Origin of the sequence: Paraburkholderia dilworthii (assembly GCF_000472525.1) — a bacterium.
Lineage (GTDB): Bacteria > Pseudomonadota > Gammaproteobacteria > Burkholderiales > Burkholderiaceae > Paraburkholderia > Paraburkholderia dilworthii.
In genome coordinates this window covers 53,477-65,247 of record NZ_AWZT01000041.1, presented here as the reverse complement: position 1 = coordinate 65,247, position 11,771 = coordinate 53,477, and the positions used below count along the sequence as shown (strand labels likewise).

Sequence of the window (11,771 nt, the reverse complement as noted above, 5' to 3'; positions counted from 1 at the left end):
CAGCGAATCGGCGCAGATTGCGGGTGCATTCGAGGCGCACAATTTTGCCACCGTCGACCTGACCTTCGATGAACTCTCGAAGCAGCACATCCGTTACATGGTCGGCGGCCGCTCGCCGCTCGCGCATGACGAACGCCTGTTCCGCTTCGAGTTTCCGGAGCGGCCTGGCGCGCTGATGAAATTCCTGTCGTCGATGGCGCCGGACTGGAACATNAGCCTCTTTCACTACCGCAACCAGGGCGCGGACTACAGTTCGATTCTCGTCGGCATTCAGGTGCCGGAAAGCGATAACGCGGAGTTCGAACGCTTTCTCGCGACGCTCGGTTATCCGTATTGGGAAGAGACCCAAAATCCGGTGTATCGGTTATTCCTCGCCTGAACTTCAGGCCTGAAAAGTGGCGCTCGGGGTTTACCTTGAGTGCTTTTTTGCGCGCCGCCCGGCGGCGCAGCGACTGGCCGCGCTGCAAACGCCGTCAGCAAGGCCTCGCGCGGTATCGTCGCATTTCAACAGCGCTTGCAGCGCAAGCGTGCTATCTCAAAACTGAATAGAGCGTATCTCGCATATCGCGTTGCGCAATAGCAGGGCCGATCGTCAAACTGGGCGCAAATCAAACTTTGCACTCAGGAGACACATCGTGCGCACCCAGGTTGGCATCATCGGTGCAGGGCCCGCGGGCCTGCTTCTTTCCCATCTTCTTCATCTGCGCGGTATCGAGTCGGTCGTGCTTGAGACGCGCACGCGCGAGCAGATCGAATCGACGATCCGCGCCGGCGTGCTCGAGCAGGGCACGATGGATCTTCTGACCGAAGCCGGCGTCGGCGAGCGCATGAAGGCAGAAGGCGCACTGCATCACGGCTTTGAGCTCGCGTTCGAAGGCAAGCGTCGCCGCATCGATCTCACCGGACTCACCGGCCATTCGATCACCGTGTACGCGCAGCACGAAGTGATCAAGGATCTCGTCGCGGCGCGCGTCGCCGCGGGTGGTGCGTTGCGCTTCGGCGTGACGCAGACGTCGCTGCATGACATCGATACCGACAAGCCGTCGATCCGCTATCGTCACGAAGGCGAAGTGTGCGAACTGCAATGCGACTTCGTGATCGGCTGTGACGGTTCGCAAGGCGTGTCGCGCGCGGCGATCCCGCAGGCATTGCGACGCGACTTCGAACGCGTGTATCCGTTTGGATGGTTCGGAATCCTATGCGAAGGACCGCCGTCGTCGGACGAATTGATTTACGCGCGCCACGACCGCGGTTTTGCACTGATCAGCACGCGTTCGGCCAACGTTCAGCGCATGTATTTCCAGTGCGATCCGAAGGATTCCGTCGGCAACTGGTCCGACGACCGCATCTGGGCGGAACTGCATGCCCGCGTCGATTCTCACGACGGCCAGCACGTGGTGGACGGCAAGATCTTCCAGAAGAACATTGTCGGCATGCGCAGCTTCGTATCCGCGACGATGCAGCATGGCCGGCTCTTTCTCGCGGGCGATGCCGCCCATATCGTGCCGCCGACCGGCGCAAAAGGAATGAACCTTGCCGTCGCGGATGTACGTCTGCTCACGAAGGCATTGAGCGCGTTCTACGTCGAAAACCGCACCGACCAGCTCGACAGGTATAGCGAAACGGCGCTCAAGCGCATCTGGCGCGCGGAGCATTTCTCCTACTGGATGACGAGCATGATGCACCGTATCGAAGGCGCGTCGCCGTTCGAGCAGCAGCTTCAGGTGGCCGAGCTCGAATATGTGACGACATCGCGCTCGGCGGCCACAGTGATGGCGGAGAACTACGTCGGCGTGGCTGTGCCGCAGGACTGAGCGCGGCAACGCCGCTTCCGATTGTCGGTGCAACAGCAACAGTGAATTCGTGATTAGCGGATTTATCGTCTATCGCGACACACCTACACTGCCTTCATCGCTGCGAGCAAATCCTGTTCGCAGCACACATAGAAGACATGACCGGAGGTGGTCCAATGAAATCGCTCATTCAGGCTGTTGCAATTGCCGCGGTGCTTGGCGCACCGATCGCTTCGTTCGCGCAGCCGTCTGCACAAGCCGCGGCGCAGGATATGCAAGCCGTGCAACCCCAAGCGGCCGGTCAGCAAGGCTCCGCGCGAGCCGATAATGGCGGCTATGGCTCGGGCAGCCACGGCACGTGGCAAGCGGGCCGCGGCAGTGACGTGACGTTCAGTTCGTACTCGCCGCCGATCTACAACGTGCGGTAAGCGGTTTTCGACAACGCGCGGTAAGCGGTTTTCAAAGGAGTTTTAAAGTGAAACCGCTGAAGCTAAAGCCTTTGAAGCGAAAGCCGTAAGACGCCGACCAGGAAGCGCGCAACGTGTGATACGTCGCGCGCTTTTCTATTTCTGGCAGGCGTTTCCCTGCGGCGAACGCAACAACGTCATCTCGTTGCGCAGCAGCGCGAGCAGATCGTCGTCGGTCGGACGCGTGCCCCAATGCCGCGCGCCCGCCACCGACGCAATCGCGATCCACGAGTGCGGTGGAAACCATTCCCGAACGAGTGTGCCGTTCTGGCGCAAACACAATTGTCCGGTCTGCTCGCTGTATTCAGCGCAGACGAGCATGCCGTCGACCTGCGCGGTGACTCGCCGTGGATCAGTGCGTACCAAACTGTCGCTCCTGCAAAGTGCTGACGCGCATGCAACCGCCGCGCGGCGTGATCGTCACCGACGACAGCCCCGCGCTGCGAGCGTCAATGGTCGCCGCCGTGACCGTGCCAATCACCGTGGCCGTTGCCGTGACCGCGCCAGTCTCCGTGCGGACCGCGTGCGTCACGCCATTCGCGTTCGCGATGACGCTCTTCCCACTCGCGTCGCTCCCAGTAGCGGTGGCCATCGTAATAACGCTCGCCATACCAGCCGGGACTCACGACGACGACCGGTGGCGGCGGCGCATACACGGGCGGCGGAGGCGGCGCATAGACGGGCTCAGGCGCATACATGACACCGGGAACGCCAATGTTCACGCCGACGTCGACGTGTGCAAGCGCGGCGGACGACGCACCGATACCAAGACCCGCGACGATCGCAATGGACAGCAAGCGGCTTTGTGATTGATTCATATTGTTTCCCGCGTTTTTATGATCGGACGTGGACGATTCGGGGTAAGCGTCGATCAGTAACGATCGTGGTAACCGTAATGGTCGTGGTGGCCGCCGCCGTCCGGGACCACGATGCAACCGCTCAACGCGGTGCCGAGCGTTGCAGCCAGAATGGCCAGCGCTAAAATTCGTTTCATGACATTGCTCCTCTTTTCCTGTTGATCCGAACTTTACTGAGAGGCGGTATTACCGTTGTGTTCGTGTGTAACAGGACGTGTCGATTGCATCGTGAGGAAGCGTTGCTCGATACGTGGAGAGGCGAGGGATGTAGCGAGCAGCGAGAACGGCTGAGAAGCCGCGCGCGTGACGAGCAAGCCGTTGAGCCTGCTGCGAAAACGCCGCGTGATTGCGCATTGAACTGGACGCGGGGCGTTGAACGATCGGCGCAGCATGCGTCGAAAAACGATCGCAGAGACGACGAGCCGCACATATGCTTCGCGGATACATTCGGTTGCAGACTGGCGTTTCGTGCAGAAGCCCCGGCGACATGCGCGCGCGTGCGGAAGAGTCACGCGGCGACACGTCAGCTTTTCTTAAGTTTTGCGCCGTAGCATACTGGCTCCCATGCGGTCGCGAAACGCGGCTTCTCCATGACGCTACTTACAACGGCCATCTCTTCCATGAACATGCAATCTATCGATACGCGTTCGCGTCGTTACGCGGCTGGCTATGACGGCGTCGCAAGGCTTCTTCACTGGCTCGTGGTCGTGCTGATCGCCGCGCAGTTCGTAATCGGCTGGACGATGCCGGACATTCACAAGGGCACGCTGCCCGAAGGGCTGATCGCGTGGCATCTGGGGGTGGGCGCAACGCTGATCGCCGCGGTTGTGCTGAGAATCGTCTGGCGTTTCACGCATCGCCCAGCGCCTGCATCCGTGTCGCCATTGCTTCGCATCGTTTCGCACATCACGCATGGTCTGCTCTATCTCGCGCTCGTCATCGTGCCGGTGCTGGGATGGGCGAATGCGTCGTCGCGCGGCTGGTCCGTGAAGTTTTTAGGGCTGCTGCCTTATCCGTCGATTTCGCCGGTCGGATCGAGCGTCGGCCATGAAATGGGCGACATCCACGGCTATCTTGCGTGGGTGCTGCTGGTGCTGATCGGCTTGCATGTAGCGGGTGCGCTCTATCATCGCTTCATTCTGAAGGATGAGGTGATGCAGCGCATGTTGCCCTGAGCGAACCATGCGCTTGCGGCCGCAGCGCATAAGCATTTGCTAGCCCGGTTCGGCGGCCGCGTGCTCGGATGCGGCCGCTTCGCGATAGCCGAGCCGTGTCGAGATCGCGAAGCCCGATTGTCGCAACAGCGTGACGTAGTGAGACTTGGTATCGGCGCCGCAGCGCATGGTCGGAAACGAAATCGACAGTCCCGCGACCACACGGCCAAAACGGTCGAAAACGGGCACTGCTAGACACTGCAAGCCTTCTTCCTGTTCCTCGTTGTCCTCGCCGTAACCTTGCTCGCGCACGCGCGGCAGAATGCTCAGCACAGCCTCGGCGGATGACAGCGTCTTTTGCGTCGACTTACGGAATTCGACGTGAGAGAGGACCTCGCGTGCGTCGGCCGGATCCATCCATGCGAGCAGCACCTTGCCGATTGCCGTGCTATGCAGCGGATTGCGCCGGCCGATGCGCGACTGCATGCGCAAGCCGTAATCGGCGTCGATCTTATGGATGTAGATAATCGCGTCTTCGTCGAATGCGCCCAGGTGTACCGCCTCGCGAGTCGCCGCGCCAATGCGGCGCATTTCCACGTCGGCTTCACGCACGAGATCCACGCTTTCGAGCGCCTTCGCGCCGAGTTCGAACAGCCGGATAGTCAGTCCATAACGCTCAGTCTCGATTTCCTGCGTGACATAGCCGAGCGCCTTTAGCGTCTGAACCACGCGATGCACGGTGGTCTTCGACATGCCGAGCCGTTGCGACAACTCGCTGATGCCAATCTGCCCGCTGTCGCCGATCGCGCCGAGAAGCGCGAACACGCGGCCAATGGACGAAGCCGATTCGCCTTTGTCGTTGCCGCACTCGACGCTGTCCGCGTCGTGCGCGAGGGCTGCGGGGTCGTCCTTGCGCTGTTTGCTGGTTGCTGCCATTGCCGTGATTCCCTGATCGAACTCTAGTCTGTGCCGCGTGTTGACGGACGCCCGGACGCCGGGACGCCGGGACGCCCGGAGCATACCGCGTCTCGCGCGTGGTGCCGACTCAGCGCGCGAGCCATCCGCCGTCTACCGCCAGTGTATGCCCATGAACATAATCCGACGCGGACGATGCGAGGAACACCACCGGTCCTGCGAGATCGTCCGGCGCGCCCCAGCGGCCGGCTGGAATGCGGCTCAGGATCTCGTCGTTGCGCTGGGCGTCTTCGCGCAGCGCTGTAGTGTTCGCCGTCGCCATATAACCTGGCGCGATTGCGTTGACGTTGATTCGCTGCGCGGCCCATTCGTTGGCGAGAAGCCGCGTGAGGCCCAGCACACCGCTTTTCGACGCCGTGTATGAAGCGACGCGTATGCCGCCCTGGAACGACAGCATCGACGCGATGTTGATGATCTTGCCGCCGCTTTGCTGCCGGACGAATTGCCGCGCGGCGGCCTGCGCGAGAAAGAAGAGGCTCTTCAGATTGAGATCGATCACCGCGTCCCAGTCGTCTTCGGTGAAATCGAGCGCGTTCTCGCGGCGGATCACGCCCGCATTGTTGACCAGCACGTCGACGCGTCCGAACGCTTCCACGGCGGCGCGCACGATGTCGTCCACCGGCGCGATCGAAGCGAGGTCGGCGCGCACGTCCGCGAATCTTCGCCCAACGGCTTCGACACGCGCCGGCGTGTCGCCCGGATCGGCCCGCGATACGCCGACGATGTCGCAGCCCGCGGCGGCGAGCGCGACCGCCATGCCGGCGCCCAAGCCGGTATTGCTGCCGGTGACGATGGCGACCTTGCCGGCGAGATCGAACGGATTCGCCGCCGGGCGGGTCGTGCCAGACGTGTTCATCGTGTCAAAGCCCATGTCGTGTAGTCCCTATGCTGAGTTGGCCGATGCACGCAAACGACACGCTCAACGCAAATCGCCCACGGCGATGTGGTCCATGTCGCTGAACACCTGGTTTTCGCCGACCATGCCCCATATGAACGTGTAGGCCTGAGTGCCGACGCCCGAGTGAATCGACCAGCTCGGCGAGATCACCGCCTGTTCGTTATGCACGACGATGTGCCGCGTCTCGTTCGGCTCGCCCATCATGTGGAAGACGGCGGCGTTGTCGGCGACATTGAAATAGAAATACACCTCCATGCGCCGCTCATGCGTATGGCAGGGCATCGTATTCCACAGGCTGCCGGGTTCGAGCTTGGTCATGCCCATCGAAAGCTGGCAGGTGGGCAGCACCTCCGGCACGATGAACTTGTAGATCGTGCGGCGGTTGCTCGTGGCTGCATCGCCGAGCGTTTGCGGCGACGCCTCGGCAAGCGAAATCGTGCGGGTCGGATGCGACTCGTGCGCGGGCGCGCAATTCAGATAGAACTTCGCCGGCCGTGCAGCGTCGCTGCTGCCGAACGCAACGGACTGCGCGCCGCGGCCAACGTAAATCGCCTCCTCATTGCGCACGGTGTGACGCGTGCCGTCCACGTCGACCCAACCATCGCCGCCAATGTTGATCGCGCCGAGCTCGCGGCGCTCCAGCAGATAGTTGACGCCGATCGACTTGCCGAGCGAGCTGGGCACTTCGACGGCGCGCGCTACCGGCCACACGCCGCCCACGATAATCCGGTCGATGTGGCTATAGGTGAGCCGCAGCGCGTCGCGTTCGAACACCTCGTCGACCAGGAACTGCTTGCGCAATCCGGCGGTATCGAGCGTCTTCGCGTATTCGCTGTTGATGGCCTGCCTCACTTGCATGGTCGCTTCCACGGTTCTGTCTCCGGTGATTAACCGCCCTGGCGCACAGTTGCCACGGCGCACGTATGTGGGGTCGACTGTAGCGCGTTATTCGCAGTTTCGGAACGGTGGTCCGTAAAAAATCAAGACATGTCGGCGAGCCAGCAAAGGCGCCTGCCGGATAAGCGGGTAAACGATTATCTTTATTTCCAAAATTTTCGGAACGCCGTTCCTTTCACGATGCTATATTGCGCCGAAAGGGAGCAACCGGCGCAAGACCGGTTCTTATCCAGCGAGATTCACCCGACAACTGGACGCGACGTCCACGGAGGAGACAATGAAGCTCAAGAAGGCCATCGACCGCATTCCTGGCGGGCTGATGCTGGTGCCGCTGCTGCTCGGCGCCTGTGTTCACAGTTTTGCGCCGGGCGCGGGCAAATACTTCGGGTCGTTCACCAACGGACTGATCGCCGGCACGGTGCCGATTCTCGCGGTCTGGTTCTTCTGCATGGGCGCAACGATCGACTTGCGGGCGACCGGCACCGTGCTGCGCAAGTCCGGCACATTGCTCGTCACGAAGATGGTGGTCGCGTGGATCGCGACTATCGTGGCGTCCCATTTCATTCCGATCGACGGCGTCAAGGCGGGGCTCTTTGCCGGGCTCTCGGTGCTCGCGATCACCACGTCGATGGATATGACCAACGGCGGTCTCTACGCGGCGGTGATGCAGCAGTACGGCACGAAAGAAGAGGCGGGCGCGTTCGTGCTGATGTCGGTCGAGTCGGGGCCGCTCGTCAGCATGATCATTCTGGGCGCGGCGGGCGTCGCGTTCTTCGAGCCGCGGCTTTTCGTCGGCGCGGTGCTGCCGTTTCTGGTGGGCTTCGTGCTCGGCAATATCGACAGCGACCTGCGCGAGTTCTTTGGCCGCTGCGTGCATCCGCTGATTCCGTTTTTTGGCTTTGCGCTCGGCAACGGCATCGACCTGAACGTGATCGCAAAGAGCGGCATGGCAGGTGTGCTGCTGGGCCTCGCGGTGATTGTCGTAACCGGCATTCCGCTGATTCTCGCTGACCGCTGGATCGCGGGCGGCAATGGCGCGGCGGGACTCGCGGCGTCGTCGACGGCGGGCGCGGCGGTGGCGAATCCTGCGATCATCGGCGAGATGATTCCGAGCTTCAAGCCGCTCGTGCCGGCCGCGACCGCGATGGTTGCGACCGCATGCCTCGTGACCGCGATTCTGGTACCGATGCTGACCGCGCTATGGGTGCGCCGCCATCACGCGAGCGACGCGCTGCGTGAGGAGTTGCGGGCGTCGAACGCAGCGCCGCTAAAGGAAAGCGACGTGCATGTGTGAGGCTTGCCGCTGAGCGGTGCTGTAGGCAAGCACGGCGCGGGGCCGCCATTCAACGCGGTCCCAGCTTCGTTTCGAGCATGGCCTTAACGTGCGCCCATTCGTCGTCGACGATGCTAAAGCGCACGGAGTTGCGCTTACGGCCGTCGGGCATGATGCGTTCATGGCGGACCACGCCTTCCTGTTTCGCGCCGATGCGCAGGATCGCCGCGCGCGAATTGTCGTTGAGTTCGTCGGTGGTGAACTGCACGCGCACGCATTGCATTGTTTCGAATGCGTGGCGCAGCAGCAGATATTTCGCCTCGGTATTCGCTGCCGAGCGTTGCGCCGATTCGCCGAGCCATGTGTGGCCGATTTCGAGCTTGCGATTCGCGCGGTCGATTTTCCAGAACCGTGTGCTGCCGATCACCATGCCCGTGTCGCGGCGCACGATCACGAACGGCATCACCGTTCCCGCATCGCGTCCCGCCAACGCGGTGTCGATATAGCCTTCGATCGTGTCGGGCCCAGGCACGACAGTGAGCTTGAGATTCCACAATCGGCCGTCGGCGGCTGCATCGAGCAGTGCTTGCACGTGGTCGCGTTCGAGCGGCCTCAGTTCGACCGTCGTTCCGGTCAGCGTGGGTTGCATGAGTTTCAAGGACGGTTTTGTCGATAGAAATAAAAAGTCCGCGAGCAAGAACTCGCGGACCCGGCACGGCTAGCAACAAACAGGCGCTGCGTGCGTTACGCATGTCTGATTGCACGCCTTAGTAAACACGTTACTAAGCGCGCGCTAAACGCGTTATAAGCGCCTTAGGACGACATCACCGTCACGGACTTCGTAACCAGATAGGCTTCCATTGCTTCCGGCCCGCCTTCCGAACCGTAACCCGAATCCTTCACGCCGCCAAACGGCATTTCCGGCGTAGGCGTGGCGGGCTGGTTGATCCAGAGCATGCCGACCTCCAACTGCTGCGACAGCAGATGCACGTTGCTGAACGACTTCGTGAACGCATAGCCCGCAAGGCCGAACGGCAGGCGGTTCGCCTCGGCAATCGCTTCTTCCAGCTTGTCGAAACCGCGGATTGCCGCGATCGGGCCGAACGGCTCGTTGTTGAACACGTCGGCTTCGAGCGACACGTTGGTCAGCACCGTCGGCGCAAAGAAGTTGCCTTCCGACCCGACCCGCTCGCCACCCGTCTCGATCTTCGCGCCGGTCTTGCGCGCGTCTTCGAGCACCTTGCTCATGGCCGTCAGACGGCGTGCGTTGGCGAGCGGCCCAAGGGTCGTGCCTTCCGCGAGGCCGTCGCCGAGCTTGAGGCTTTCGGCGTGCTTGACGAGCGCCGCGGCAAATTCCTCGCGAATGCTGTTGTGCACGAGAAAGCGCGTGGGCGAAATGCAGACTTGGCCCGCATTGCGGAACTTGGCGCCGCCCGCCGCCTTGACGGCGAGCGCGACATCGGCGTCTTCAGCGACGATCACCGGCGCGTGACCGCCCAGTTCCATCGTGGCGCGTTTCATGTGCGCACCGGCCAGCGCAGCCAGTTGCTTGCCAACCGGCGTGGACCCGGTGAAGGTGACCTTGCGGATCACCGGATGCGGGATCAGGTAGCCCGAGATTTCGGCCGGATCGCCGAACACGAGGCCCACGGTGCCAGCGGGCACGCCTGCTTCGACGAAAGCCTGCAGCAGACCTGCGGGCGACGCCGGGGTTTCCTCCGGTGCCTTCACGAGGAACGAACAGCCGCTTGCGAGTGCCGCGCTCAGCTTGCGCACGATCTGGTTGACCGGGAAGTTCCACGGCGTGAAGGCGGCGACCGGACCGATCGGTTCCTTCAGCACGAGTTGCTGCGCGGCGAGATTGCGCGACGGCACCACGCGGCCATAGAGGCGGCGGCCTTCGTCGGCGAACCACTCGATGATATCCGCCGCGGCCAGCACTTCGATCTTCGCTTCGGCAAACGGCTTGCCCTGTTCCTGCGTCATCAGACGGCCAATGTCCGACGCGCGCTCGCGCACCAGCGCGGCGGCCTTGCGCATGATCGCGGCGCGCTCGTGAGCCGGCACCTTGCGCCATGCTTCGAAGCCGCGTTGCGCCGCTTCGAGCGCACGGTCGAGGTCGGCGATGCCGGCGTGGGCCACCTTGCCGATGGCCTGGCCGGTGGCGGGGTTGACGACGTCGATGGTCTTGCCGCTCGCGGCATCGCACCACTCGCCGTTGATCAGAAGTCGGGTATCGGTATAGCTCGAAATTGCCATGCTGGTTCCTGTAAATGGGAAAACGACAGGCTGCGCGGCGTTCGGATAATGAGCCGAACCCGCGCGGCCGAGAATGGACTGCCGATAAGGAAACATCTTAGCTGATTGTGCTCAAACGCACCGGTGACCGCGCCGGTCACGCAGGCGCGGCACGTATCTTGCGACGCATGCTTTCGGGGCCGCAGCCTCCACCGGTAGAACGACGGTGAGGGCGAGCGCGCAATGAGCACGGCCGCGGCGCCGTCGCCTGAACAGGCGTACAGTCGAGCGGCAGTCCCGCCCCAAACTGCAGTCCAGCTAACCAGATGCACATGAGGAATCGACATGCCTACCGGTACAGTAAAGTGGTTCAACGACGCGAAGGGCTTCGGCTTCATCACACCCGACGACGGTGGTGAAGACCTGTTCGCCCATTTCTCGGAAGTTCGCGCCGAGGGTTTCAAATCGTTGCAGGAAAACCAGAAGGTCAGCTTCGAAGTGAAGCAGGGACCGAAGGGCAAGCAGGCAGCGGATATCAAGCCCATCTAAAGGGCAAGCGAGACGATAGTCAAACGACGGTGGCCGGTGTGCGCGCCCGGCGCACGGCCGGCACGTCGTGCCCGGCGCCGCGCGCACGCGAGGTTCATGTGGACAGGCAATCCGCTTACCAGGAAATCGACGCTAACGGCGGCGAAGCCTATGCGAAGTTCTTCGCCGCGCAAAATCCCGATGCTCCGCTGACGCCGTTCTGTCATCGCTATCTGTTCGAAAAAGAACAGGCGAGGGCTGGTGACGAGCGGGGCTTCGCATTGAAGTCGCTCGCGCAGATGGAGTCGTCGTCGCATGTGGCGCAAGCGGCGGCGAGCGCCTCGCGCGATGCGGCCAACGCCGCGCACACCTCCGCAACGGCCGCGCGGCGCTCTGCATTCTGGACGATGATCGCCGCCATTGCGTCGGCGCTCGGCGTCGCGGTAAACGCAGCGCTCAATCTCGGTTGGCTGGAGTGGGCGCGACACGTTGCACGTTGATCCGGCGGCTCCATCGAGCTACTGTGCAGGTCATTGGTAAGCATACCGAAACCAACTGGTAATCCGTGCGGGTGCAACGCCCGCTCGCCCCATCGTGCTTAAGGTTTCCTTCAGCTTTGCTCCGTAGCATCTGCGCGAATAAACGCCTTGCTCGCCGCCCGGCGAGCGCCGGTTCCGACAGTTGTTCGACA

The 11,771-nt window shown here is 62.4% G+C and carries 14 protein-coding genes and 1 pseudogene; 7 read left to right on the top strand and 8 right to left on the bottom strand.

Annotated features, from left to right (window positions below):
* The 3 genes and pseudogenes from F759_RS0127435 to F759_RS0127420 form a co-directional block, all read left to right on the top strand.
* Positions 1 to 379, top strand: a pseudogene (locus tag F759_RS0127435) (threonine ammonia-lyase, biosynthetic); the annotation flags it as partial.
* 256 nt (positions 380 to 635) lie between these two features.
* The gene (locus F759_RS0127425) at positions 636 to 1,814 is read left to right on the top strand and encodes a 4-hydroxybenzoate 3-monooxygenase (RefSeq protein ID WP_027802682.1); all 1,179 of its coding nucleotides are present in this window, start codon (positions 636 to 638) and stop codon (positions 1,812 to 1,814) included.
* Positions 1,815 to 1,969: 155 nt separating this feature from the next.
* A complete protein-coding gene (locus F759_RS0127420; protein ID WP_027802681.1) occupies positions 1,970 to 2,221 on the top strand; it encodes a hypothetical protein in 252 nt (83 codons plus the stop codon).
* Positions 2,222 to 2,356: 135 nt separating this feature from the next.
* Here F759_RS0127420 and F759_RS0127415 read toward each other — a convergent pair whose 3' ends face one another.
* The 3 genes from F759_RS0127415 to F759_RS44885 form a co-directional block, all read right to left on the bottom strand.
* The gene (locus F759_RS0127415) at positions 2,357 to 2,626 is read right to left on the bottom strand and encodes a hypothetical protein (RefSeq protein WP_027802680.1); all 270 of its coding nucleotides are present in this window, start codon (positions 2,624 to 2,626) and stop codon (positions 2,357 to 2,359) included.
* Between the two features lie 83 nt (positions 2,627 to 2,709).
* On the bottom strand, positions 2,710 to 3,078 hold the full coding sequence (locus tag F759_RS0127410; protein ID WP_027802679.1) for a hypothetical protein: 369 nt from the start codon (positions 3,076 to 3,078) through the stop codon (positions 2,710 to 2,712).
* Between the two features lie 53 nt (positions 3,079 to 3,131).
* On the bottom strand, positions 3,132 to 3,254 hold the full coding sequence (locus tag F759_RS44885; protein WP_027802678.1) for a hypothetical protein: 123 nt from the start codon (positions 3,252 to 3,254) through the stop codon (positions 3,132 to 3,134).
* Between the two features lie 483 nt (positions 3,255 to 3,737).
* On the opposite strand from F759_RS44885, the gene F759_RS0127395 reads away from it, so the two are divergent.
* Positions 3,738 to 4,292 carry a cytochrome b gene (locus F759_RS0127395; RefSeq protein ID WP_209440519.1) on the top strand — a complete coding sequence of 185 codons (555 nt, stop codon included), beginning with the start codon at positions 3,738 to 3,740 and terminating at the stop codon, positions 4,290 to 4,292.
* A gap of 39 nt (positions 4,293 to 4,331) precedes the next feature.
* On the opposite strand, the gene kdgR is transcribed toward F759_RS0127395, so the two are convergent.
* The 3 genes from kdgR to kduI form a co-directional block, all read right to left on the bottom strand.
* Positions 4,332 to 5,207, bottom strand: coding sequence for a DNA-binding transcriptional regulator KdgR (gene kdgR / locus F759_RS0127390; protein ID WP_027802676.1), 876 nt, complete (start codon positions 5,205 to 5,207; stop codon positions 4,332 to 4,334).
* Positions 5,208 to 5,316: 109 nt separating this feature from the next.
* Positions 5,317 to 6,117, bottom strand: coding sequence for a 2-dehydro-3-deoxy-D-gluconate 5-dehydrogenase KduD (gene kduD / locus F759_RS0127385; protein WP_027802675.1), 801 nt, complete (start codon positions 6,115 to 6,117; stop codon positions 5,317 to 5,319).
* A 48-nt stretch (positions 6,118 to 6,165) separates the two neighbouring features.
* Positions 6,166 to 7,002 (bottom strand): 5-dehydro-4-deoxy-D-glucuronate isomerase, encoded by an 837-nt coding sequence (gene kduI / locus F759_RS0127380; protein ID WP_027802674.1) that lies wholly within the window; start codon positions 7,000 to 7,002, stop codon positions 6,166 to 6,168.
* A 316-nt stretch (positions 7,003 to 7,318) separates the two neighbouring features.
* Here kduI and kdgT point away from each other — a divergent pair, with 316 nt between their 5' ends.
* The gene (gene kdgT, locus F759_RS0127375; protein ID WP_027802673.1) at positions 7,319 to 8,335 is read left to right on the top strand and encodes a 2-keto-3-deoxygluconate transporter; all 1,017 of its coding nucleotides are present in this window, start codon (positions 7,319 to 7,321) and stop codon (positions 8,333 to 8,335) included.
* Positions 8,336 to 8,384: 49 nt separating this feature from the next.
* Here the strand turns inward: kdgT and F759_RS0127370 are convergent, their stop codons facing one another.
* Both F759_RS0127370 and F759_RS0127365 read right to left on the bottom strand, forming a co-directional pair.
* Positions 8,385 to 8,963 (bottom strand): GNAT family N-acetyltransferase, encoded by a 579-nt coding sequence (locus F759_RS0127370; protein ID WP_027802672.1) that lies wholly within the window; start codon positions 8,961 to 8,963, stop codon positions 8,385 to 8,387.
* Between the two features lie 164 nt (positions 8,964 to 9,127).
* Positions 9,128 to 10,573 (bottom strand): NAD-dependent succinate-semialdehyde dehydrogenase, encoded by a 1,446-nt coding sequence (locus F759_RS0127365; protein ID WP_027802671.1) that lies wholly within the window; start codon positions 10,571 to 10,573, stop codon positions 9,128 to 9,130.
* Between the two features lie 324 nt (positions 10,574 to 10,897).
* On the opposite strand from F759_RS0127365, the gene F759_RS0127360 reads away from it, so the two are divergent.
* Both F759_RS0127360 and F759_RS0127355 read left to right on the top strand, forming a co-directional pair.
* A complete protein-coding gene (locus F759_RS0127360) occupies positions 10,898 to 11,101 on the top strand; it encodes a cold-shock protein (protein ID WP_027802670.1) in 204 nt (67 codons plus the stop codon).
* A 98-nt stretch (positions 11,102 to 11,199) separates the two neighbouring features.
* Positions 11,200 to 11,580, top strand: a complete 381-nt coding sequence (locus F759_RS0127355) for a hypothetical protein (RefSeq protein WP_027802669.1) — start codon at positions 11,200 to 11,202, stop codon at positions 11,578 to 11,580.
* The last annotated feature ends 191 nt before the right edge of the window (positions 11,581 to 11,771 follow it).